Genomic DNA, 23,760 nt, shown 5'->3' on the forward strand with positions numbered 1-23,760 from the left:
GCTCACCGCGAGCCCCGGAAGCCGTCGCCCTCCACGATCAGCCCGGCGACCAGCGCCCCCGACATGCCCGCGTGGGCGAGCCCGCCGCCCGGGTGCGACCAGCCGCCCGCGGCGTACAGCCCCGGCAGCCCGGTGAGGTTCGCGGCGTGCAGATACCGGCCGTCCGCCCCGGCCAGCGCGGGCGCGGGGACACCGCCGCCCTCGGCTCCGGTCTCGGCGGCGGTCTCCGCGGGCGTGCGCACCTCGGCGTGGAGCAGCCGCTCCCGTATCCCCGGGACGGTCGCCGCGGCCGTGTCGATCAGCACGTCGGCGTACCGCTCGCGCACCGCCGGGTCCGTCCAGTCCACCGCGCCGTGCGGGGCGACCGTCGCCGTCAGCGTCACCGCCTCGTGCGCGTCGTCGGGGCGGGTCGACGGGTCGTCGGGGCGGACCACCGTCACCGTGGGCCGCTCGGCGAGCCGCCCGCCGAAGACCGCCGCGCGCTCCGCCGCACCGTCCGCCGGATGCACCAGCGTCCGGTGCGCGGCGTCCGCCGGCCGGGCCCCCCGCAGCGAGAGCAGCACCAGGAACCGGCCCGGCACCACCCCCTGCCCGGGCCGGGGCAGGGGCGCCACCCCGCCCTTTGGCCACAGCTCCTGACCGGGCACCAGACCGGCCCACGGCCGGGCCCCCAGCACCACCCGGTCGGCCTCGGCGACCGTCCCGTCCGCCAGCTCGACGCCCGCCGCCCGGCCGTCCTTCTCGACGACCCGGACCACCTCGGCACCGAGGACGAACTCCACCTTCCGGGCCAGGCACCGCTCGTACACCGCCCGTGCCAGGGCCCGCATGCCGCCGGACACGTACCAGCTGCCGAACGTCTCCTCCATGTACGGCAGCAGGGCGGCCGCGGCCGGGGCGTGCGCCGGGTCCAGCCCGTACGACAGGGCGTAGCCGTCGAGGAGGGCGGCCAGCCGGGGGTCGGCCAGCTCCAGGGCGCCGATCCCGGCGACCGTGTCCGCCTGCCGGGCCGGGCGCAGCAGCCGGCGTCGGCGGAGCGCGGGGTAGGGATCACGGCCGAGGACCTGCCAGTCCGGGCGCAGCGGCTCCTCCAGGAGCGGGCGGCGGGAGCGGTCCCAGGCCTCGCGCGCCCGGTCCAGGAACGCCCCCCAGGCCGCGCCCGCCCCGGAACCGAGCGCACCGTCGAGCGCGGCGACGACCCCGGCCCGCGAGGCGTTCGGCAGCGAGACCGCCGTGCCGTCCGCGAAGAGATGACGGCTCGCCGGATCGACCTGGGCCATCTCGACGCACCGCTCCAGCGGCTCCTTGCCGGTCTTCACGAAGAGGTCGCGGTAGACGGCGGGCAGGTGGAGCAGCGTCGGCCCCGTGTCGAAGGCGAAGCCCTCGCGGGCATAGCGGCCCACCGAACCGCCGTAGCTCTCCGACCGTTCGTACACCGTCACCCGGTGGCCTGCCACGGCGAGCCGGGCGGCCGCCGCCATCGCGCCCATCCCGGCGCCGATCACCGCAATACGTGCCATGCCAGCGACCTTAACGGCCGCCACCGGCAGTCACTCCGCCGGCCACCGCGACCCCGCCGTCCCGGCCAGCCGTCTCTCCTCCCGCCGCTGGGCCCTGCGGCGCCGGAAGCGGCGGATCCGGGAGGCCAGGAAGGCCACGACCACGATGCCCGCCAGCAGCAGCGCCCCTGCGAGCACGGCGGCCACCACGGGATGGAATATCGCGAAGGTGACGATCCCGGCGACACCCAGGTCCTCGGCGATGCTCACCAGGACGTTGCTGAACGGCTCGGGGGAGGAGTTGACCGCCATTCTGGTCCCGGCCTTCACCAGATGGCTCATGAGCGCCGTGGAACCGCCCACCGCCGCGGCCGCGATCTCGGGCAGCGAACCGCTCTCGCCCGCCAGCAGCGCGGCCACGACCGCCCCGGCGACCGGCCGGACCACGGTGTGCACCGTGTCCCAGACCGAGTCCACGTACGGGATCTTGTCCGCGACCACCTCGCAGAGGAAGAGCACGGCGGCCACCACCAGGACGTCGGTGCGCTGAAGTGCCCCGGGCACCTCGTCGCTCAGACCGGTCGCGCCGAAGACGCCGAGGAGCAGGACCACCGCGTAGGCGTTGATCCCGCTGGCCCAGCCGCTTGTGAAGACCAGAGGAAGTACGGACACGGACGCGATGGTAGCCAGAGGGTGTGACAACCGGGGAGGGGTTCGTGCGCGGTGCTGAGTATCCGTACCTAGGCGGAGAGATGAGTAGGTGCGCGGATGGGCTCCGGCCCGTCCGGACGGAAGAGTGGAGCCCACGGAGAGAGCGCGGCTCCGGCACCGCCGGCACGGGGCGGCGGAACGGCCGCGGCGCTCCTTCCGGAACGGGGGAGCACGACGGGGAGCGCGGGGCCACGGGGGAACGAGGCCACGGGGGAAGCTCTCCGGCAGTACGAAGGGCGCCGGTCCGGCGCAGGCTCGGGGGGATCGAGCCTCACCGGACCGGCGCCCTTGTGTTTCCGCCGGGTGCTGTCGCGGCACCCGGCGGTTCAGTGCCCGCTGACCCGGCCGTGCAGCAGCAGCGACAGCGCCGAGTGGACGTCGTCGATCGACCGCTCCGGCTGGAACGCCTGCCAGTCCAGTGCGGCCACCAGCACCATGCCGACCAGGGCGGCGGCCGTCAGCTGGACGTCGATCTCCTCGCTCAGCTCGCCCGCGGCCACCCCCTCGCGCAGCACTCCCTCCACCACCGCGACGGCCTCCTGACGCACCACCAGGAGGGTGCCCTGCCAGGCCCGGTTGGTGCGCCACAGCTCCGCGACGTACAGCTGGGTGAAGGCCGGGTAGCGGTCGATGAAGACCAGGCCGGCCCGGATCATCGCGTCCAGGCCCTCGACCCGGGTGCCGCCCCGCTCCGCGGTCTCCTCGGCCGCGGAGCGCAGTGAGGCGGTGAGCAGTCCGACGCCGTGCCGCAGCAGCTCCTCGAAGAGCTCGGTCTTGCTCTTGAAGTTGTAGTAGACCGTGCCCTTGGCCACCCCGGCGCGCTCGGCGATCTCGTCCACCGTGGTCGCCGAGAACCCCTTCTCGGCGATGAGGGTCACGGCTGCTTCGTAGAGCTTCTGCCGGGTGGCTTGGCGACGCGTGGTGCTGCTGCTTTCCATGGCGACGATTCTCACAGGTTCCGGCATGCTCACAGGCTCAGTTCCGGGTGGAGCCGGTCCAGCGTCCACACCTGCTTGCGGCGCGCGGCCACGGCGGTGAGGGCGAGCGCCCCGACGGTGAAGGCCAGCAGCACGGCGCTGCCCTGCCAGACCGGGCCCAGCCCGCCGCCCGTGATCAGCCGGCGCAGCCCCTCGACGATGTAGCTCATCGGCAGGTAGGGGTGGATCGCGTTGAAGAACCCGGGGCTGGTCTGGACGGGGTAGGTGCCTCCGGCCGAGGTCAGCTGGAGCATCAGCACCGCCAGGACGAGGATGCGGCCCGCGGCTCCGAACCGGGCGTTCAGCCACTGCACGATCGCCGAGAAGCAGCAGGTCACCAGGGCCAGGAAGCCCACCGTCCCGGCGGCCCGCGCCATTTCGAGCCCGAGTGCCCAGTGCAGTACGGCCATCAGGGCACCCACCTGGAGCAGTCCGATGGCGGCCACCGGCAGCCAGCCCGCGAGGGCGATCCGCCAGGCGGAGGCCCCGGCGGCGAGCGCGCGCCGGTTGAGCGGCTGGATCAGCATGTACGCCACCATCGCGCCGACCCAGAGGGAGAGCGGGATGAAGTAGGGCGCGAAGCCGGTGCCGTAGTTGGGGGCCGCGTGGAGCGACTGCGAGGCCAGCTTGACCGGGTCGGCCATCACCGCGGTGCGGGCGTCACGGTCCTTCTTGCCGTAGTCGGGGATCTTGCCGACGCCGTCGTTGAGCCCCTCGGCGAGGGTGGTCGAGCCGTCGGCGAGGCGGATCAGCCCGCCGTCCAGGTTGGTCGCGCCCTTCTTGAGGTTGCCCACGCCGGAGTCCAGGTCGGCGGAGCCGGTCCGGGCGGTGACCAGGCCGGTGTGCAGGTCGCCGGCGCCCTTGGCGACCTTGTGGGCGCCGGTGTTGAGCGCGTTGATCTTCTTGACGGCGGACTCCAGGTCCTCGTCGAGCTTGGGGGCGTGCTCGGTCAGGTCGTCGGCCTGCCGCTGAAGGGTGCTGAGTTGGGTGCCCAGCTTCTTCAGGTCGCCGTTCTGGTTGGTGACCAGCACGTTCACGTCGGCGGCGACGGCGGCGACATCGGCCGCGGTGGTCTTGGCGCGCTTCAGGGGCGGGCAGAGGGCGGCGTCCGGGTCCGGCTCGTCCACGCAGCTGGTGCGGTAGAGGTCGGCCAGGTCGTCGGAGGCCGTGCGGGCGGCGGTGGCGGCGGTGGGTGCCGACTTCACCAGCAGGTCGAGGTTGTCCCGCACGGTCCGGGCGGTGTCGGAGACCAGCCGGGCGGTGTCGCCGATCGACTTGCCGTTGTCCTTCAGGAACGGGCGGACGTCGGCCGCCACGCCGTTCACCTTGTCGGCGAGCTGCTGGGTGCCGTCGGCCACCTGCCGGGAGCCGGTCTCCAGGTCGCTCGCGCCCTTGTTGAGCCGGACGATCCCGCCGGCCAGCCGGTCGCTGCCGTCCTTGGCGTCCTTCAGCCCGTCCGCGAGGTCCTGCGAGCCCTTCTTGGCCTTGCCGATGCCGCCCTTGAGGTCGTCGGCGCCCTTGGCGGCCTTCTCCGTCGCGTTGTGGAGATCGGAGAAGTTGATGAAGATCCGGTCGTAGAAGCCGCGTGAGGCGTTGGTCGAGGCGGCGGTGCGCACCTCGGAGAAGACGGTCCGGGAGATCTGCCCGACGATGTAGTTGTTGGCGTCGTTGGTCCGCACCTGGAGGGCGCCGGTCTCGGGGGAGTCGCCCGAACTGGACGCGATCCGCTTGCTGAAGTCCGAGGGCATGGTGAGCGAGAGGTAGTACGTACCGTCCTCGACGCCCTGGTCGGCCTCGGCGGAGCTCACCTCGTGCCAGTCGAAGACCTGGGAGTCCAGCAGCTTGCCGGTGATCTCGTCACCGGCCGCGATGCGCTCGCCCTTCAGGGAGGTGCCCTTGTCGTTGTTGACCAGGGCCACCGGGATCCTGTCGAGGCGGCTGTAGGGGTCCCAGAAGGACCACAGGTACAGCGCGCCGTACAGCAGGGGCAGGAGCAGCAGGGCGACCAGCGCGGCGCGCGGCAGCTTCCCCCTGCCGAAACGCTTGAGCTCAAGCGCGGCCAGTCTCGGCGAACGCATCGGCCGTTCCCTTCTCGGTCGTGGTCCCGTCGGTGCTGGTGCTGGTGCTGGTGCTGGTGCTGGTGCTGGTGCTGGTCGCGGTGCTCGCGGTGCTCGCGGTGCCGACGGCGTCGGTGCGCAGGGTGATCGCGTCCGCGGGCGCCTGGCTGCAGACGGCGAGGACGGTCGTACCGCTGTCCGCGACGGACCGCAGCAGGTCCCAGGCCGCGGCGCGCTCGGTGTCGGAGAGCTTGAGGTCGGTGTCGTCCACCGCGAGCAGCCGGGGGTCGCCGATCAGCGCGAGGGCGAGGGAGAGCCGGAGCGCCTCCAGCCGTTCCAGGTCCCGTACGGAGGTCCTGCCGCCCTTGGGCAGCGTCTCCGGGTCGAGACCGGCGGCCTTCAGCGCCGCGTCGATCCGCCCCTGGGCGGTGGCGACCCGTTCGGCGCGCGGACGCAGCAGGGCGCGCAGCGCGCCGTCGAAGCGGCGCTGGAGCAGGGCCCGCTCGCGCAGGTGCTCGGCCACGGTGAAGGCCGGGTCGAGTTCGCTCACCCCGGGGACCTGGCCCAGAGCGGCGATGCGGCGCACGGCGGCCATCTTGCGGGGCAGCCGCAGACCGCCGACCCGGGCCTGCCCCTCGGTGGGGCGCATCCGGCCGGTGAGGGCGAGCAGCAGGCAGGTGCGGCCCGAGCCGGACGGGCCCTCGATCGCCACCAGCGAGCCGGGGGCGGCATCGACGTCCACACCGCGGAAGGCCCAGCCGCGCGGTCCCTTGAGGCCGAGGTTCTCGGCGATGACGGATGCCCCGTGCGGGCTGTCCACAGGTCCCCCCTTGTTTTGAACTGACCAGTCAGTTCAAAAGATAGCCCGAGCTTGCCAATGAAGCAAAGCCCCAGGTCAGTGCCGGATTCGGGGGTGATTGTCAGTGGTGCCCCTCACGATGGACACATACGGCCACGGAGTCGTCACACGAGACAGGAGGTTTCGTCATGGCCCACTCGTCCGCAGCCGCCGCACCCCGGCGCCGCGCCACCGGCCCTGTCCCCTCACTGACCGGTCCGGCAAGCGATGTCCACCCCGTCCCGCGCCGCGCCCCGGCGCCGCCCGCCGCCCTCGACCTCCTCGCCAAGGCCCGTGCGGGCCTGGCGGAGGCCGCCGTTCTCGACGTGCCGAACGAGCGGTACGCCACCGCCCACCTCGCGGCGCTGCGCACCGCCGCCGCCGTGCTCGCCGTCCGGGGCCGCCCGGAGGCGTCCCGGCAGCGCCGGGAGCGCATCCGCAGCGCCTGGGAGGTGCTGCCCGAGACCGCCCCCGAGCTGACCGAATGGAGCGCGCTGTTCGCCTCGGGCGCCCGCCGCAGAGCCCGGGCGGAAGCCGGTATCCCCGGCGCCGCCACCCGGCGGGACGCGGACGACCTGCTCCGTGACGCGGCGATGTTCCTGCGGCTGGTCGAGCGGATGCTGGCGCTGCGCCCGGTGCCCCCGCAGCCGGACGGCGGGCGGTCGGAGGCGGGATGAGGGCAGCGGCGGCGCGAGGCAATAGGGTGGGAAGCGCTCTTACCACCTGCACTGTTCACGCTCCGCCGCCCCGGCGGCGCCGTGTCGAGGAGTCATCTGCCGTGACGGACCAGCTGCGCCCCCGCGCCTCCCTCCGTACCGCCGTGGTCTGGGAGGTCCTCAAGGACGCCCTCGACCGCCGGGTGAAGGCGACCGGCAGGGAGGCCCTGGACGTCCTGGACACCGGCGGCGGCACCGGGAACTTCGCGGTGCCGGTCGCCCGGCTCGGCCACCGCGTCACCGTCGTCGACCCCAGCCCCAACGCGCTCTTCGCGCTGGAGCGCCGCGCGGCGGAGGCCGGGGTCGCCGACCGGGTCAGCGGTGTGCAGGGCGACATCCACGGTCTGTTCGAGGTGGTGGAGCGCGGCGGGTACGACGCGGTCCTGTGCCACGGGGTCCTGGAGTACGTGGACGACCCCGCCGAGGGGGTGCGCAACGCCGTGGCGGCGCTCCGCCCCTCCGGCGCGCTCAGCCTGCTCGCCGCCGGGCTCGGCGGCGCGGTCCTGGCGCGGGCGCTCGCCGGCCACTTCACCGAGGCCCGGCAGGCGCTCGACGACCCGGCGGGCCGCTGGGGCGAGGGCGACCCGGTGCCCCACCGCTACACCGCGGAGCAGCTCGTCGAACTCGTCGCCGGGGCCGACGTCGAGGTCGGCGCGGTCCACGGCGTACGGGTCTTCGCCGATCTCGTACCGGGGGTCCTGGTCGACACGGAGCCCGGGGCCATGGACGCGCTGCTCAAGCTGGAGGCCGCGGTGGCCGAGCTGCCCGCCTTCCACGCGGTCGCGACACAGCTGCACGTCCTGGGCACCAAGCGCGCCTGACCGTGGTCCGCTTCGGCGGGTTGACCGGCCCCGGCGCGGCTGATCAGCGGCGCAGCAGCAGACGGAGTACGCACCGGGCCCCCCGATCGGGGGCTTCTGCCCGTATGATCGGGGGACACCATCCGGCATGACGGATCGGAGGTCGGGGAATCAACGCTTCGACAGCCGAGCCGTCGTGGTGGCCCGGACTGACTGATGGGCACGAAGGCGGGTTTCACGGGGGCGAATCCCTGCCTATCCTGGAAGGGCCGCATACCGGTCGCCCCCGCGGCCGACGACGAGGAGGACTCCGTGCCGCTCTCGGAGCACGAGCAGCGAATGCTCGAGCAAATGGAGCGAGCGCTGTACGCCGAAGATCCCAAGTTCGCGACAGCGCTTGAGGGAAACGGGCTGCGTACGTACACCCGGCGACGGGTCTACCAGGCGGTCGCAGGCTTCCTGGTGGGTATCGCGCTCCTCATGGCGGGAATGGTCACCACGGTGATCTGGATCAGCGTGGTCGGGTTCCTCGTCATGCTGGGCTGTGCGGTCCTCGCGGTCACCGGCTGGCGCAAGGCGCCCAAGCCGGGTGAGCAACCGGCCGCCGCGGCGTCCGGGCCCGCCCGGACCAGGCAGCGCCGTACGGTGATGAACCGCATCGAGCAGCGGTGGCAGCGCCGCCGCGACGAGCAGGGGCATTAGGCCCCGGACGAAAACTTCGGGTGAGGGGCGGCCGCGGGCGACGCGGCCGCCCCTCACGCATGCCCGGGGCCGTACCCGTACCCCCCGACACGCCGTCCACCGGCGCCGGTGGGACGACCCCGGCGGCCGCCCCCGGGGCGGGGCGGCCCACCCGGGGGTCAGCCCTCCTGGCGTGAGGGGCGGCGCGGCCACCCCGTCCACCGGACCCGCTCCCACCGTGCCCGCCACCGGCCGGTGGCCGCCGTCCAGCGGTCCGAAGCCGCCCACACCACCCGAACGGCCGAGCGGGGCGCGACGACCGCCCGGATCCGGGCCCGCCGTCCGACGGAGGCGCGCAGACCACTCCGTACCGCCGCCACGTCCTGGGCCAGACCGGTGGCCGCCGGGGGGTGCGGGGCATAGAGCGTCTGCTCCACCGCACCGGCGAGCCGGTGCACCGCGTCCCTCGCCTCGGGCCCCAGCCGCCCCAGCAGCTCCATCCGGACCGCCGCCTTGCGCGGGGTGAGGGACTCGTCCGGCTCGATGCCGTGGTCCCAGGCGCTGTCGGTGACCTCCTGCCAGGCCGCGAGCGTCCCGCCCGTCGCCGCCGACGGTGCGCGGAGGCCCGGCCCGCCGCCGGGCCCCGGCTCCGCGTCCGGAGCGCCCGGCCCACCGGGCGCCGGGCGCCGGGCGCCGGTGCCCAGTCGGCGTCGGCGGGCCCGCAGCCGCCACAGCGACGGCAGCAGCGGCAGCACGAGCAGCATCGCACCGAGCAGGACGAGTCCGACGACGGTGCCCGTCGGCGTCCCGGAGTCGGTCGGAGCAGCCGCCCCCGGCGCCGCGGTCTGCCCGCACTCGCCCTGCTTGCGCAGCTGCGCCGGGCAGTCGTCGGAGGTGGACGGCGCGGCCGAGGGAACGGCCGAGGCACCCTGCTCGGGCCGGGGCGGGGCCTCCGCGTCCCCCGGGGCGACGTCCGGCCGGGTGTACGCGGGGGTGTCGCCCCGCGTCGGCGTCGGCTCGAACCGGGTCCAGCCGACGCCCTCGAAGTACAGCTCGGGCCAGGCGTGCGCGTCGCGCAGCCCCACCGAGACCGAACCGTCCGGCTGCACCGTGCCGGGGGCGAAGCCCACCGCGACCCGGGCCGGTATGCCCAGGGTCCGGGCCATCGCGGCCATGGTGAAGGAGAAGTGGACGCAGAAGCCCTTCCTGTCCTTGAGGAACCGGCTGATCGCCGTGGGCCCGGTGCCCGAGTCCACCGAGGTGTCGTACGTGAAGTCGCCGGTCGAGGCGAAGTAGTCCTGGAGCTTCACCGCCCGCTCGTAGTCGTTGGCGGCGCCCCTGGTCTTCTGCTTCGCGAGCGCCGCGACCTCCGCCGGCAGCGAGCCGGGCACCCGGGTGTACTCACGGAGCAGGGCCGCCGGGGCCGGGCCCGCCGCGGCGAGCTGCCCGGCGGTCGGCTCCACCTCCAGGCTGGTGACCTGGTACTGCTCGCCGCCGGTCGTCTGCTTGCGGTCGCCGACGAGCGTCCGGCCCGCCGGCTCGTACCGCCAGCGCCCGTCGATCCGGACCTCGGTCGCGGGGTAGGGAAGCGGCAGATAGGTCTGCCGGTAGGAACGGGACGCGGAGAAGTTGGTCCTGATCTCCGTGACCGCCACGTCCGGGGAGAGGCCCGCCGGGTCCGGGAGCCGCTTCGGCACGTCCTGGAGCCTTCGGGTGGAGGGCCGCCACTCGCCGCCGGTGAACTGGTCCAGGGCGAGGATCCGGAGGTAGAAGGCCGGGGACGACTCCGCGTTGGTGCGGTAGGTGATCACCTCGCGGTTCTCCGGCTGGTTCAGGTCGTCCTGCAACGAGACCAGCGGATTCACCGCGGAGATGGTGCCGCCGCCCCCCTTGCCGCTCCCGCCGCCGCCCGGGCCGAACAGCAGCCCGCCGTCGAGCGCGGGCAGCGCCGCCGGGACGACCAGCGCGACGCCCAGCGCCAGCGTGCCGATACGGCGCCCGGTCCGGACCGGGGCCGTCGGCCGGCCGCTCGACAGCGCCGCGCCGACCGCCGGCCCGTCGGCGGGCCGTCCGGCCGCACCGCTGAAGACCCGCCCCCACGCCGAGAGCCGGTCCCGCCCCTCGGCCAGCAGCAGCATCAGATAGCCTCCCGCCGCCAGCAGGAACCAGAGCCAGCCCGCGCCGCCCCCGGACAGTCCGGCGGCCACCGAGTAGAGCGCCAGCAGCGGCAGCCCGGCCGGGGCCGCGCTGCGGAACGTCACCGCGAGCGCGTCCACGGCCAGCCCGACCAGCAGCACACCGCCGATCAGCATCAGCCGGATGCCGTCCGTCACCGGCGCCGGGGCCGCGTACCGCCCGACGTCCTGCGCACCCGACGCCAGCAACTGGGCGAGCCGCTGCACCGCCTCCGGCCCCGGCAGCAGCCCGCCCACCGCCTGCGCCCTGGCGAACACCACGGTCACCACGACGAAAGTGACCAGCACCTGCCCCGCGACGGCCACCGCGCGCGGCACCGGCGCCCGGCGCATCAGCACCCCGGCCCCGCTCTGCACCGCCAGCAGGAACACCGCCTGCACGAACCATCCGGCCGGCTCCACCAGCGGCAGCATCGAGGCCGCCGCCATCAGCGTCGCCGCGAAGGCGCACAGCGCCAGCCGACCACGACCGCTCATGACCATCCCCCGGAGAGATCCGTCGTCCCGCCCCCGGCGGCGGACTGGGCCGCCCCCTGGTGCCCCGCCTGCCGCCAGTGGTCGGCCAGCGCCGTCCCGGGCCGGACCGCCAGGGCCGTCCAGCCCGCGGCCCGCAGCAGCCGCAACCGTTCCTCGAAGGTGGCCCCGGCCCCCGCGGGCGGGACGTCGCCCTGCGCCCAGTCCGAGCTGTCCAGGACGAACGCCACGGCGCCCCCGCTGCTCCGCCGCATCCGCGCCACCACCGCCGCCTGCTCCTCGTCCAGATCACCGAGGAACGCGATCAGCAGCTCCTCGTTGCCGCCGCGCAGCGCGTCGTACGCGCGCGACAGGCCGCCGCCCCCGGAGTGGTCGACCACCGCCAGGGTGTCCAGCATCAGCCCCGCCTGCTCGGCGGACTCCTGCGACGACCCGGCGAAGCCGCCCGCCCCCTCGCCCGGGACCGCGGCCCCGTCGTCGGTCAGCAGCCGGACGGAGAATCCGCGCTCCAGCATGTGCGTCAGCGCCGAGGCCGCCCCGGAAACCGCCCATTCGAAGGCGGAATCGGGCCCCGCCCCCCTGTAGGCGAGCCGCCGCGTGTCCAGCAGCACCGTGCACCTGGCCCGCTGCGGCTGCTCCTCGCGCCGCACCATCAGCTCGCCGTAGCGCGCGGTCGACCGCCAGTGGACCCGGCGCAGATCGTCGCCGTGCCGGTAGCCGCGCGGGATCACGTCGTCGTCCCCGGCCAGCGCCAGGGAGCGCTGCCGGCCCTCGCCGTACCCCGGGGCCTCGCCGGCCAGCCGGACCGCGGGCAGCGGCTCCGTCCGCGGGACGACGACCAGGGTGTCGTGGGCGCTGAACGAACGGGTCAGCTCGCACATCCCGAACGGATCGCTCAGCCGCAGCTGCAACGGCCCCAGCGGATAGCGCCCGCGCAGATCGGAACGGACCCGGTAGGACACCTCGCGGTGGCCGCCCGCCTCCACCCGGTCCAGTACGAACCGGGGGCGCGGCCCCAGCACGTAGGGCACCCGGTCCTGGAGCATCAGCAGACCGGTGGGGACCCGTGACACGTTCTCCACCCGCAGGTGGACCCGGGCCTCCGCGCCCGCCGGCACCCGGGACGGCGCGAGCCGCCGGCTGCCCGCGACCCGGTAGCGGGTACGGACGAGCACCACCGCACTGACCAGCGGCAGCACCGCCAGCAGCAGCCCGACCCGCAGCAGGTCCGTCTGCCCGAGCACATAGGCGCAGACCGCCGCGGCGATCCCGGCCGCGAGGAAGGACCGCCCCCGCGTGGTCAGCCCGCCCAGCGCGGCCCGCAGGCCGCCCTTCTCGTCACCGTCGTGCATCGCGGCCGGCCCCCCGGCGGCCATCAGACCCGCCGCGCGCCGGACTGCGGCCGGCCGTACGCCGGACCGCCCGGCTGCTGCGGGGTCCTGGCCCGGGTGGTGCCGCCGTCCGCCGTCGGCACCGGTGTCGCCCGGACGATCTCCAGCACCACCTGCTCGGCCGTACGGCGGTTCAGCTGGGCCTGCGCCGTGGGCAGCAGCCGGTGCGCCAGGACCGGGGCCGCCAGCGCCTGCACGTCGTCCGGAAGGCAGTAGTCCCGGCCGCCCAGCGCGGCGGAGGCCCGCGCAGCGCGCAGCAGATGCAGGGTGGCCCGGGGCGAGGCGCCGAGCCGGAGATCGGGGTGGGTACGGGTGGCCGCGACGAGTTCCACCGCGTACCGCCGCACGGCGTCGGCCACATGGACCGTGCGCACCGCGTCGATCAGCTTCACGATGTCGTGGGCGTGGGCCACCGGCTGGAGGTCGGCGAGCGGCGGGAGCCCGCCGTGCACGTCGAGCATCCGGAACTCGGCGTCCGCGCTCGGATAGCCGATCGACACCCGGGCCATGAACCGGTCGCGCTGGGCCTCGGGCAGCGGATAGGTGCCCTCCATCTCCACCGGGTTCTGGGTGGCGACCACCATGAACGGGTCGGGCAGCTCGTAGCTGTGCCCGTCGATGGTGACCTGGCGCTCCTCCATCGACTCCAGGAGCGCCGACTGCGTCTTCGGCGAGGCGCGGTTGATCTCGTCGCCGATCACGATCTGGGCGAAGATCGCACCCGGCTTGAACTCGAACTCACGCCGCTGCTGGTCGAATATGGACACGCCGGTGATGTCCGAAGGCAGCAGGTCCGGCGTGAACTGGATGCGCCGCACCGAGCAGTCGATCGACCGCGCCAACGCCTTGGCCAGCATGGTCTTGCCGACCCCGGGCACGTCCTCGATGAGGAGGTGCCCCTCCGCCAGCAGCACGGTCAGCGAAAGCCGAACGACCTCGGGCTTGCCCTCGATCACGCTCTCCATCGACCTGCGTACCCGCTCCGCGGTCGTGGTCAGATCTGTGAGGCTCGCTCGATCGTCATAGGTCGTCACCGGCCCTCCTCGGCCCTGCCCCGCGCCCACGAAGGAGCCCGGGGATTCCCCAAATCACGGGCCGGCGCGCACGGCGGCCGGACCCACCCCGAAAACGGGCGTCCCGCCGGGAACGCCCGGCGGGATGCCACACGGGCATTCTTGTTGCCGTCACGGCTTCGTGTCACTCGCCCGGGGACAACCCGGGGCGATATGCCGGTTTCGGTGGGGTTTTCGACTCCTTGGCGGGCGGTGCCGGGGTCAGGAGGCGGGGAGGATCTCCCGCAGCAGGCCGGTGGTCACGTCGAAGACGAAGCCGCGGACGTCGTCGGTGTGCAGCAGGAACGGCGAGGTGCGCACGCGCTGCATCGACTGCCGTACGTCCTGGTCGGCGTCCTTGTACGCCTCGACCGCCCAGACCGGGCGCTGGCCGACCTCGGCCTCCAGCTCCTGGCGGAACTCCTCGGTGATCGACTCCAGGCCGCAGTTGGTGTGGTGGATCAGGATGATGCTGCGGGTGCCCAGGGCCCGCTGGCTGATGGTCAGCGAGCGGATCACGTCGTCGGTGACCACACCGCCGGCGTTGCGGATGGTGTGGCAGTCGCCCAGCGACAGGCCGAGCGCGTCGTGCAGGTCGAGCCGGGCGTCCATGCAGGCGACCACGGCGACGCGCAGGACCGGCTTGGCGTCCATGCCCGGGTCTTCGAAACCGGTGGCGTAACGGGCGTTCGCCTCGACGAGGCGGTCGGTGACCGACCCGGTGGCGGCGGGGGCGGCGGGGGAGTGCGCGGAAGTCGACATGGCTACGACGTTAGCTCCCGCACCCGTCCCCGGCGTGCTGCGGGAAGGGACAAAGAACGTCAACGAGCCTTGTTGTGAGGTAACCCACAAGTCGCCCGGCCGTTGCGCCGGGCGGGTGAACCGGGGGAGGGGCGACTCGCAGCCGGGTTCATTGATCGGGAATCGATCGAATGGCAGGGTGGACTAAAGTGACGGGAAGTTACCGACACCCTGCACATTCCGTAGATTTCCCCTGTGTGCGCGGCGTACGTACGGGCCCGGCCCTCTCCCGCTCGCCGGTCGGCTGACGCCCCTTCCCCGGCGCCCGTCGACCTCCCCTTCCGAGCGGGCGGGGACCAGGCCGTACGTGCGGCCCCACGGGACCTGAGCCTGAGAGGGCGCATGAGCCAGACCCGTCACGTCCCGGTGATGCTCCAGCGGTGCCTGGACCTGTTGGCCCCGGCTCTGGAGGCGCCCGGACCACAGGCGCCCGTGGTCGTCGACTGCACCCTCGGCCTCGGCGGGCACAGCGAGGCGCTGCTCTCCGCCTTCCCGGCCGCCCGGCTGATCGCGCTGGACCGGGACAAGGAGGCGCTGCGGCTCTCCGGGGAGCGGCTCGCCCCGTACGGCGACCGGGCCACCCTGGTGCACGCCGTCTACGACGAGCTGCCCGAGGTGCTCGACCGCCTCGGCGTCCCCAAGGTCCAGGGCGTCCTCTTCGACCTCGGTGTCTCCTCCATGCAACTGGACGAGGCCGACCGCGGCTTCGCTTACGCCCAGGACGCCCCGCTCGACATGCGGATGGACCAGACGACCGGCATGGGCGCGGCCGAGGTGCTCAACACCTACCCGCCGGGCGAACTGGTCCGCATCCTGCGCGCGTACGGCGAGGAGAAGCAGGCCAAACGGATCGTCTCCGCGATCGTCCGCGAGCGCGAGAAGGAACCGTTCAGCAACAGCGCCCGGCTGGTCGAGCTGATCCGCGACGCCCTGCCCCAGGCCGCCAAGCGCACCGGCGGCAACCCCGCCAAGCGCACCTTCCAGGCGCTGCGCATCGAGGTCAACGGCGAGCTCACCGTCCTGGAGCGGGCCATCCCGGCCGCGGTGGGGGCCCTCGCGGTCGGTGGCCGGATCGCCGTCCTCTCGTACCACTCGCTGGAGGACCGGCTGGTCAAGCAGGTCTTCGCGGCGGGGGCGGCCACCACGGCCCCGCCCGGACTGCCGGTCGTGCCCGAGCGCTACCAGCCCCGGCTGAAACTGCTGACCCGCGGCGCGGAGCTGCCCACGGAGGAGGAGGTCGCCGAGAACCGGCGCGCCGCCCCCGCCCGGCTGCGCGGCGCCGAGCGCATCCGCGAGGAGGAGCGATGAACGGCCGGGGAGCCCGGACCTCCGGAGCGGCGCGGTGAGCGGACCGGCCGGGCAGCTGAAGGGGCGGGCCGCCCGGCTCGCCCGGCTGATGCCGTCCGGGGCCCACAACGCCGCCCGCACCCCCTTCGTCCTGCTGGTCGTGGTGCTGCTCGGCGGCGGCCTGATCACCCTCCTGGTGCTCAATTCGGCCCTCAACGAGGGCTCGTTCCGGCTGAGCGAGCTGAAGAAGCGGACCACGGAGCTGACCGACGAGCAGCAGGCCCTCCAGCGCGACGTCGACAACTTCTCCCGGCCGGACGCGCTGGAGCGGCGCGCCCGCGAGCTGGGCATGGTGCCCGGCGGCAGCCCCGTCTTCCTGAACCCGGACGGTACGGTCCGCGGCGTACCCGCCGAGGCCACCGCCGATCCCACCCCGCCGGCCGCCCAGCCGCCGGGGACCGGCGCCCCGGCCACGACACCGCCCGCGGGCACCCCCGCCACCGGCGCCCCGTCCCCGGCCACCGCCCCGGTCCAGCCCTCCCCGGCGACGGCCACCGGCGCCCCGGCCGCCACCCCGCCCACCGGGACGCTCACCCCGGCAGACCAGACCCCGACCAGCACCGGCAGGTGACGCTGTGCCGTCCAAGGAACCACCGCGCCGCCGGATTCCCGGCCCCGTACGCCGACGCGGCCCGGCCGGGGAAGGGCGGCCCCGCTCCGCAGCGCGTCGTCCGTCCGCCCCGGCCCCGCGCCCCGGCAGGCCGCGCGCGCAGAGCGGGAGTGCCCTGCGGCTCGGCAGCCCGCGCCCCCGGCTCCGCCTGGTCGGCCTCGGCCTGACGCTGGTCATGCTCGTGTTCGTGGTCCGGCTGCTCCAGGTCCAGGCCGTCGACGCCGACGCGTACGCCGCCAAGGCCCAGGAGAACCGCTACCTCAGCTACACGATCTCCGCCGAGCGCGGCGAGATCACCGACCGCGGCGGGACCGCCCTGGCCACCAGCGTCGACGCGTACAACATCACCGCCGACCCCTCGATGTTCACCCCCGCCTTCAGCAAGGCGCCCGACGCGCCCGCGCAGGCGGCCGCCCTGCTCGCCCCGATCCTGCGCACCGACGCCGCCGGGCTGACCCGCAAGCTGTCCGCGAAGGGCCGCTACGTCGTCCTGGCCCGGTTCCAGACCCCGCAGGTCTGGAACCAGATCAAGGACCTCAGGTCCGCCTTCGCCGAGAAGGCGGAGAAGGACCGGGCGCGCGGCGGCCCCGGCACCAACGTGCTGGCCGGGGTCTTCCAGGAGAAGACCACCCGACGGGTCTACCCCAACGGACAGCTCGCCGCCGGGATACTGGGCTACGTCAACGCCGACGGCAAGGGCGCGGGCGGCCTCGAATCCCAGCTGGAGAAGGAGCTCGCGGGCGAGGACGGCAAGATCAGCTACGCCCAGTCGGGCGGCCGCCGGGTGCCCACCGCGGGCACCAAGGAGGTCCCGGCCGTCCCCGGCTCCGACATCGAGCTGACCATCGACCGCGACATCCAGTGGGCCGCCCAGCAGGCCATCAGCAAGCAGGTGGCCCAGTCCAAGGCCGACCGCGGCTACGTGATCGTCCAGAACGCCCGTACCGGCGAGGTCCTGGCCATGGCCAACGCGCCCGGCTTCGACCCCAATGACCTCGCGCGGGCCGACGCCGCCTCGCTCGGCAACGCCGCCCTCCAGGACGCCTACGAGCCCGGCTCCACCAGCAAGGTCATGTCCATGGCCGCCGTCCTGGAGGAGGGCGTCGCGACCCCCGGCACCCATGTCACCGTCCCCAACCGGCTGCACCGCGGCGACCGGCTCTTCAAGGACGACATCGACCACCCCACCTGGTACCTGACGCTCAACGGCGTACTCGCCAAGTCCAGCAACATCGGCACCATCCTGGCCACCGGCGAGCTCGGCAGGACGCAACCGCAGGCCAACAAGGTGCTCTACTCCTACCTGCGCAAGTTCGGGATCGGCTCACCGACCGGGCTCGGCTACCCGGGGGAGACCTCCGGCATTCTCGCCAAGCCCCAGGACTGGTCGACCTCGCAGCAGTACACGATCCCGTTCGGCCAGGGCCTCTCGCTCAACGCCATGCAGGCCGCCTCGATCTACTCGACCATCGCCAACGGCGGGGTCCGCGTCGCCCCCACCCTCGTACGCGGCACCCGGAGCGCCGACGGCACCTTCGAGCCCGCCGCACCGCCCGAGCGCACCCGGGTGGTCAGCGCGAAGACCGCCCGCACGCTCGCCACCATGCTGGAGTCGGTGGTCGGCGACGAGGAGGGCACCGGGACGAAGGCCAAGATCCCGGGCTACCGGGTGGCCGGCAAGACCGGTACGGCCAACCGGGTCGATCCGGTACGCGGCGGCTACCACGGCTACACCGCGTCCTTCGCCGGCTTCGCCCCCGCCGACGACCCGCAGATCACCGTCTACTGCGCCATCCAGAACCCGACCAGCGGCAGCTACTTCGGCGGCCAGATCTGCGGCCCGATCTACAAGCAGGTCATGGAGTTCGCGCTCAAGACGCTCCAGACCCCGCCCTCCGGCAGCGCCCCAGCCCGGCTGCCGGTGTCCTTCAAACCCGGCGAGTGAACTCGGGGAAACCACCAGTGACAACCATCACGCCCGATCCCGGGAACCGCGCCGGAGACCACCGGGGCCCCGGCCCCTCGCTTCGCGAGAGGCCGGGTGCGACCGGTACGCTCACCGCCGTGCCCCACGCTGATCAGTTCCAAACCACTCAGAAGGCCGCCCCGATGAATTACCCGGGAGCACCCCGCCCGGACCGGACCGGGCCGATCGCGCTCGGTGAACTGGCGGCCCGGCTGGGAGCCGAGCCGCCGGGAGACGGCGAAGTCACCGGCATCACCCACGACTCGCGGGCGGTACGCCCCGGAGACCTCTACGCGGCCCTGCCCGGCGCCCACCTCCACGGTGCCGACTTCGCGGCCCAGGCGGCCGGACTCGGCGCGACGGCGGTCCTCACCGACCCCGCCGGCGCCGACCGGGCCGCCGCCACCGGACTCCCGGTGCTGGTCACCGAGGACCCGCGCGGCCGGATGGGCGAACTCGCCGCCGAGATCTACGGACGCCCCGGCGACGGCCTCCTCCAGATCGGCATCACCGGGACCTCCGGCAAGACCACCACCGCCTACCTCGTCGAGGGCGGGTTCCGCGGCGCCGGGCGCGCCACCGGCCTGATCGGCACGGTGGAGATGCGGATCGGCGAGGAGCGCATCAAGTCCGAGCGCACCACCCCGGAAGCCACCGACCTGCAGGCCCTGTTCGCCGTCATGCGCGAGCGCGGCGTCTCCGCGGTGACCATGGAGGTCTCCAGCCACGCCCTGGTCCTCGGCCGGGTCGACGGCTGCGTCTTCGACGTCGCGGTCTTCAACAACCTCAGCCCGGAGCACATGGAGTTCCACTCCGGGATGGAGGACTACTTCCAGGCCAAGGCGCAGCTCTTCACCCCCCGGCGCAGCCGCCGGGGCGTCGTCAACATCGACGACGCGTACGGCCGCCGGCTCGCCACCGAGGCGACCGTCCCGGTCGTCACCTTCTCCGCCGAGGGCCGCCCGGAGGCCGACTGGCGCGCCGAGGACGTCGAGACGGGGCCCGGCGACTCCACGTTCACCGCCGTCGGCCCCGGGGGCGAGCGGATCGCTGCCAGGGCGCCCCTGCCCGGCCCGTTCAACGTCGCCAACACCCTCGCCGCGATCGCCACGCTCGCCGTCGCGGGGGTCGACCCGCGGACCGCCGCCGACGGCGTCGCCGCCGTGCCCGGCGTGCCCGGCCGGCTGGAGCGGGTCGACGCCGGACAGCCGTACCTGGCGGTCGTCGACTATGCGCACAAGACCGACGCCGTCGAGTCCGTGCTGCGCTCCCTGCGGAAGGTCACCAAGGGCCGGCTGCACATCGTCCTCGGCTGCGGCGGCGACCGCGACACGACCAAGCGCGGCCCGATGGGCGCCGCCGCGGCCCGGCTCGCCGACACCGCCGTACTGACCTCCGACAACCCCCGTTCCGAGGACCCCCTCAAGATCCTCGCGGCCATGCTCGCGGGCGCCGCCGAGGTGTCCGCCGACGAGCGGGGAGACGTCCTGGTCGAAGCCGACCGGGCCGCCGCCATCGCCGCCGCCGTCGCCCGCGCCGAGCCCGGTGACACGGTGCTCGTCGCCGGCAAGGGCCACGAGCAGGGCCAGGACATCCATGGCGTGGTACGCCCCTTCGACGACCGCGTGGTCCTGCGCGCGGCCATCGAACGTTCCCCGGGGCACGGGCGCACCGAGAGCGCCGGCCACCGCGCCCACACCCACGAGAACAACAGTCAGGGATGACCAAGTGATCACCCTTTCCCTCGCCGAGATCGCCGAAATCGTCGGCGGGCAGTCGCACGACATACCCGATCCGGCAGCAACCGTCAGCGGATTGGTCGTCATCGACTCCCGGAAGGTGGAGCCGGGAAGCCTGTTCGCCGCCTTCGCGGGCGAACGGGTCGACGGCCACGACTACGCGCAGCGCGCCGTCGAGGCGGGCGCGGCAGCCGTTCTGGCCGCCCGCCCCGTCGGCGTTCCCGCGATCGTCGTCGACGACGTCGTGGCGGCGCTCGGGGCGCTCGCCCGCGCCGTCGTGCGCCGCCTGGGCACCAACGTCGTCGCGCTCACCGGCTCCGCGGGCAAGACGTCCACCAAGGACCTCATCGCCCAGCTCCTCGAACGCGAGGGGCCGACCGTCTACCCGGCCGGCAACCTCAACAACGAGATCGGGCTGCCCCTCACCGCGCTGCGCGCCACCGAGGAGACCCGCCACCTCGTCCTGGAGATGGGCGCCCGCTACATCGGTGACATCCGCTACCTCACCGGCCTCGTCCCGCCCCGCATCGGCCTCGTCCTCAACGTCGGCACCGCCCACATCGGCGAGTTCGGCGGCCGCGAGCAGATCGCCCAGGCCAAGGGCGAGATGGTCGAGTCGCTGCCCGAGGACGGCGTCGCCGTGCTCAACGCCGACGACCCGCTGGTCCGCGCCATGTCCTCCCGCACGAAGGCCCGCGTGCTGTACTTCGGCGAGTCCGAAGAAGCGGACGTACGGGGCGAGAACGTACGTCTCACCGACGACGGACGCCCCGCCTTCACGCTCCACACACCCACCGGGTGCAGCGATGTGACCATGCGCCTGTACGGTGAGCACCACGTGTCGAACGCGCTCGCCGCGGCCGCCGTCGCCCATGAGTCGGGCCTGTCCGCAGACGAGATCGCCGAAGGGCTCTCCGAGGCGGGCACCCTCTCCCGCTGGCGCATGGAGGTCACCGAGCGACCGGACGGCGTGACGTTCGTCAATGACGCCTACAACGCGAACCCCGAATCCATGAAGGCCGCGCTGCGCGCGCTGGTCGCCATGGGGAAGGGGCGCCGTACGTGGGCGGTGCTCGGCCAGATGGCCGAGCTCGGCGACGCCTCGCTCGCCGAGCACGACGCGGTCGGGCGGCTCGCCGTCCGACTCAACGTCAGCAAGCTCGTCGCGGTGGGGGGCAGAGAGGCCTCCTGGCTGCAACTGGGCGCATACAACGAGGGTTCGTGGGGTGAGGAGTCGGTGCACGTGTCCGACGCACAGGCTGCGGTCGACCTGTTGCGCAGTGAACTGCGCCCGGGAGACGTCGTGCTGGTGAAGGCGTCCCGGTCGGTCGGCCTGGAGCAGGTCGCCATGGCACTGCTGGAGAACGCGTCCGAGGGCGAGGTCGCCGGCCGATGAGGCAGATCCTCTTCGCGGGGGCCATCGGGCTCTTTCTGACCCTGGTCGGAACTCCGCTGCTGATCAAGCTGCTGGCCCGCAAGGGATACGGGCAGTTCATCCGGGACGACGGCCCGCGGACCCACGGGTCCAAGAAGGGCACGCCCACCATGGGCGGCATCGCCTTCATCCTGGCCACGATCGTCGCGTACATCGCGGCGAAGCTGATCACCGGCGAGGAGATGCGCTTCTCCGGTGTGCTGGTGCTCTTCCTGATGGCCGGGATGGGGCTCGTCGGCTTCCTCGACGACTACATCAAGATCGTCAAGCAGCGCTCGCTCGGCCTGCGGGCCAAGGCGAAGATGGCAGGCCAGCTGATCGTCGGCATCGCCTTCGCGGTGCTCTCGCTCCAGTTCGCCGACGCCCAGGGCAACACCCCGGCGTCCACCAAGCTCTCGTTCGTCGCGGACTTCGGCTGGGCGCTCGGCCCGGTGCTCTTCGTCGTCTGGGCGCTCTTCATGATCCTCGCCATGTCCAACGGCGTGAACCTGACGGACGGTCTGGACGGCCTGGCCACCGGCGCGTCGGTGATGGTCTTCGGCGCGTACACCTTCATCGGGCTGTGGCAGTTCCAGGAGTCCTGCGTCAACGCGGAGGCCCTGACCAATCCCAACGCCTGTTTCCAGGTACGAGATCCGCTCGACCTCGCGGTCGTCGCCTCCGCCCTGATGGGCGCCTGCTTCGGCTTCCTGTGGTGGAACACCTCGCCCGCCAAGATCTTCATGGGCGACACCGGCTCGCTGGCCCTCGGCGGCGCGCTCGCCGGTCTGGCGATCTGCTCCCGCACGGAGTTCCTGCTCGCCATCCTCGGCGGCCTCTTCGTGATGATCACCATGTCCGTGGTCATCCAGGTCGGTTCGTTCAAGATGACCGGCAAGCGGGTCTTCCGGATGGCACCGCTCCAGCACCACTTCGAACTCAAGGGGTGGTCCGAAGTCCTTGTCGTGGTCCGCTTCTGGATCATCCAGGGCATGTGCGTGATCGTCGGACTCGGACTCTTCTACGCGGGATGGGCAGCCGACAAGTGACCGATCAGGACTGGCAGGGCAAGCGCGTCACCGTCGCGGGACTCGGCGTCTCCGGCATTCCGGCGGCCAAGGTGCTGCACGGCCTCGGGGCCGTCGTCACGGTGGTCAACGACGGGGACGACGAAGGCTCCCGTACGCAGGCCGCGGAGCTGGAGGCGCTCGGCATCGCCGTGCGCCTCGGCGACGGGGCGACCCTGCCCGAGTCCACCGAGCTCGTCGTCACCGCCCCGGGCTGGCGGCCCGACAAGCCGCTCTTCGCCGCGGCCGCCGGGGCGGGCGTCCCGGTCTGGGGCGACGTCGAGCTCGCCTGGCGGCTGCGGGGCCCCGGGGCGGCCCCGTGGCTCGCGGTCACCGGCACCAACGGCAAGACCACGACGGTACGGATGCTCGCCTCCATCCTGGAGGCGGCCGGGCTGCGCACCGCGGCCGTCGGCAACATCGGCGTCTCCCTCCTGGACGCCGTCGTCGGCGACCAGGAGTACGACGTGCTCGCCGTCGAGCTCTCCAGCTACCAGCTGCACTGGGCGCCCTCGCTGCGCGCCCACTCCGCCGCCGTTCTCAACCTGGCCCCCGACCACCTCGACTGGCACGGCTCCATGGCGGCGTACGCCGCCGACAAGGGCCGCGTCTACGAGGGCAACCAGGTCGCCTGCGTCTACAACGCGGCCGACCCGGCGACCGAGGACCTGGTCCGCGAGGCCGACGTCGAGGAGGGCTGCCGGGCCATCGGCTTCACCCTGGGCACCCCCGGCCCCTCCCAGCTCGGTGTCGTCGACGGCATCCTCGTCGACCGCGCCTTCGTGGCGAACCGGCAGAAGCAGGCCCAGGAGCTCGCCGAGGTCAAGGACGTCGACCCGCCCGCCCCGCACAACATCGCCAACGCCCTCGCGGCGGCCGCCCTGGCCCGCGCCTTCGGCGTCGAGCCCCGGGCGGTCCGCGACGGGCTGCGCGCCTTCCGCCCCGACCCGCACCGCATCGAGCACGTCGCGGACGTCGCCGGGGTGGCGTACGTGGACGATTCCAAGGCCACCAACACCCACGCCGCCGAGGCGTCCCTGGCCGCCTACGACCCGATCGTCTGGATCGCCGGCGGCCTCGCCAAGGGCGCGACCTTCGACGAGCTGGTGCGCGCGGCCGCCGGGCGGCTGCGGGGCGCCGTCCTGATGGGCCGGGACCGGGAGCTGATCCGCGAAGCCCTCGCGCGACACGCCCCCGAGGTCCCGGTGGTCGACCTCGACCGGACCGACACTGGGGCGATGTCCGAGGCGGTCCGCGAGGCGGCACGGCTCGCCCGGCCGGGAGACACCGTACTGATGGCCCCGGCCTGCGCCTCGATGGACATGTTCGCCAACTACAACAAGCGGGGCGAGGCGTTCGCGGACGCGGTCCGCGCGCTCGCCGCCGAGACCGACTGACGGGCCCGGACCCCGCGCCGTACCGGTG

The 23,760-nt window shown here is 73.6% G+C and carries 19 protein-coding genes; 10 read left to right on the forward strand and 9 right to left on the reverse strand.

Annotated features, from left to right (window positions below; all coding sequences use genetic code 11):
- Positions 1-2 precede the first annotated feature (2 nt).
- From ACWC97_RS13865 to ACWC97_RS13885, 5 genes are all read right to left on the reverse strand, one after another.
- Entirely contained in the window at positions 3-1,520 is a 1,518-nt protein-coding gene (locus ACWC97_RS13865) for a phytoene desaturase family protein (protein ID WP_450649340.1), read from the reverse strand.
- A gap of 30 nt (positions 1,521-1,550) precedes the next feature.
- Entirely contained in the window at positions 1,551-2,171 is a 621-nt protein-coding gene (locus ACWC97_RS13870; protein ID WP_352274883.1) for a DUF4126 domain-containing protein, read from the reverse strand.
- A 365-nt stretch (positions 2,172-2,536) separates the two neighbouring features.
- The gene (locus tag ACWC97_RS13875; protein WP_352274884.1) at positions 2,537-3,148 is read right to left on the reverse strand and encodes a TetR/AcrR family transcriptional regulator; all 612 of its coding nucleotides are present in this window, start codon (positions 3,146-3,148) and stop codon (positions 2,537-2,539) included.
- Positions 3,149-3,177: 29 nt separating this feature from the next.
- The gene (locus ACWC97_RS13880) at positions 3,178-5,265 is read right to left on the reverse strand and encodes a YhgE/Pip family protein (protein WP_450649343.1); all 2,088 of its coding nucleotides are present in this window, start codon (positions 5,263-5,265) and stop codon (positions 3,178-3,180) included.
- Entirely contained in the window at positions 5,237-6,064 is an 828-nt protein-coding gene (locus ACWC97_RS13885; RefSeq protein ID WP_450649344.1) for an ATP-binding cassette domain-containing protein, read from the reverse strand. Before ACWC97_RS13885 ends, ACWC97_RS13880 begins: the two co-directional genes overlap by 29 nt.
- A 167-nt stretch (positions 6,065-6,231) precedes the next feature.
- Here ACWC97_RS13885 and ACWC97_RS13890 point away from each other — a divergent pair, with 167 nt between their 5' ends.
- The 3 genes from ACWC97_RS13890 to ACWC97_RS13900 all read left to right on the forward strand — a co-directional run bounded on the left by ACWC97_RS13890 (position 6,232) and on the right by ACWC97_RS13900 (position 8,300).
- Positions 6,232-6,759 (forward strand): SAV_6107 family HEPN domain-containing protein, encoded by a 528-nt coding sequence (locus ACWC97_RS13890; protein ID WP_450649346.1) that lies wholly within the window; start codon positions 6,232-6,234, stop codon positions 6,757-6,759.
- Positions 6,760-6,860: 101 nt separating this feature from the next.
- Positions 6,861-7,619 carry a class I SAM-dependent methyltransferase gene (locus tag ACWC97_RS13895; RefSeq protein ID WP_352274888.1) on the forward strand — a complete coding sequence of 253 codons (759 nt, stop codon included), beginning with the start codon at positions 6,861-6,863 and terminating at the stop codon, positions 7,617-7,619.
- Positions 7,620-7,910: 291 nt separating this feature from the next.
- Positions 7,911-8,300 carry a DUF3040 domain-containing protein gene (locus ACWC97_RS13900; protein WP_352274889.1) on the forward strand — a complete coding sequence of 130 codons (390 nt, stop codon included), beginning with the start codon at positions 7,911-7,913 and terminating at the stop codon, positions 8,298-8,300.
- A 158-nt stretch (positions 8,301-8,458) separates the two neighbouring features.
- Here the strand turns inward: ACWC97_RS13900 and ACWC97_RS13905 are convergent, their stop codons facing one another.
- The 4 genes from ACWC97_RS13905 to ACWC97_RS13920 form a co-directional block, all read right to left on the reverse strand.
- On the reverse strand, positions 8,459-10,951 hold the full coding sequence (locus ACWC97_RS13905) for a transglutaminase TgpA family protein (RefSeq protein WP_352274890.1): 2,493 nt from the start codon (positions 10,949-10,951) through the stop codon (positions 8,459-8,461).
- Positions 10,948-12,324 (reverse strand): DUF58 domain-containing protein, encoded by a 1,377-nt coding sequence (locus tag ACWC97_RS13910; protein ID WP_450649349.1) that lies wholly within the window; start codon positions 12,322-12,324, stop codon positions 10,948-10,950. Before ACWC97_RS13910 ends, ACWC97_RS13905 begins: the two co-directional genes overlap by 4 nt.
- Positions 12,324-13,373, reverse strand: a complete 1,050-nt coding sequence (locus ACWC97_RS13915; RefSeq protein WP_352274892.1) for an AAA family ATPase — start codon at positions 13,371-13,373, stop codon at positions 12,324-12,326. The genes ACWC97_RS13910 and ACWC97_RS13915 overlap by 1 nt, the downstream gene beginning before the upstream one ends.
- Positions 13,374-13,613: 240 nt before the next feature.
- Positions 13,614-14,153 (reverse strand): beta-class carbonic anhydrase, encoded by a 540-nt coding sequence (locus tag ACWC97_RS13920; protein ID WP_352274893.1) that lies wholly within the window; start codon positions 14,151-14,153, stop codon positions 13,614-13,616.
- Between the two features lie 381 nt (positions 14,154-14,534).
- Between ACWC97_RS13920 and rsmH the strand changes: the two genes are divergently transcribed.
- From rsmH to murD, 7 genes are all read left to right on the forward strand, one after another.
- Entirely contained in the window at positions 14,535-15,500 is a 966-nt protein-coding gene (gene rsmH, locus ACWC97_RS13925) for a 16S rRNA (cytosine(1402)-N(4))-methyltransferase RsmH (protein ID WP_352274894.1), read from the forward strand.
- Positions 15,501-15,534: 34 nt separating this feature from the next.
- Positions 15,535-16,110 (forward strand): septum formation initiator family protein, encoded by a 576-nt coding sequence (locus ACWC97_RS13930; protein WP_450649352.1) that lies wholly within the window; start codon positions 15,535-15,537, stop codon positions 16,108-16,110.
- A gap of 4 nt (positions 16,111-16,114) precedes the next feature.
- The gene (locus ACWC97_RS13935; RefSeq protein ID WP_450649354.1) at positions 16,115-18,094 is read left to right on the forward strand and encodes a penicillin-binding transpeptidase domain-containing protein; all 1,980 of its coding nucleotides are present in this window, start codon (positions 16,115-16,117) and stop codon (positions 18,092-18,094) included.
- Positions 18,095-18,258: 164 nt separating this feature from the next.
- A complete protein-coding gene (locus ACWC97_RS13940) occupies positions 18,259-19,839 on the forward strand; it encodes a UDP-N-acetylmuramoyl-L-alanyl-D-glutamate--2,6-diaminopimelate ligase (protein WP_352274897.1) in 1,581 nt (526 codons plus the stop codon).
- A gap of 4 nt (positions 19,840-19,843) precedes the next feature.
- On the forward strand, positions 19,844-21,250 hold the full coding sequence (locus tag ACWC97_RS13945) for a UDP-N-acetylmuramoyl-tripeptide--D-alanyl-D-alanine ligase (RefSeq protein WP_450649355.1): 1,407 nt from the start codon (positions 19,844-19,846) through the stop codon (positions 21,248-21,250).
- Positions 21,247-22,317 (forward strand): phospho-N-acetylmuramoyl-pentapeptide-transferase, encoded by a 1,071-nt coding sequence (gene mraY, locus ACWC97_RS13950; protein WP_352274899.1) that lies wholly within the window; start codon positions 21,247-21,249, stop codon positions 22,315-22,317. Before ACWC97_RS13945 ends, mraY begins: the two co-directional genes overlap by 4 nt.
- Positions 22,314-23,732, forward strand: a complete 1,419-nt coding sequence (murD, locus tag ACWC97_RS13955) for a UDP-N-acetylmuramoyl-L-alanine--D-glutamate ligase (protein WP_392278863.1) — start codon at positions 22,314-22,316, stop codon at positions 23,730-23,732. The genes mraY and murD overlap by 4 nt, the downstream gene beginning before the upstream one ends.
- Positions 23,733-23,760: the final 28 nt, after the last annotated feature.

Source organism: Streptomyces sp. NPDC001108, from assembly GCF_053598535.1.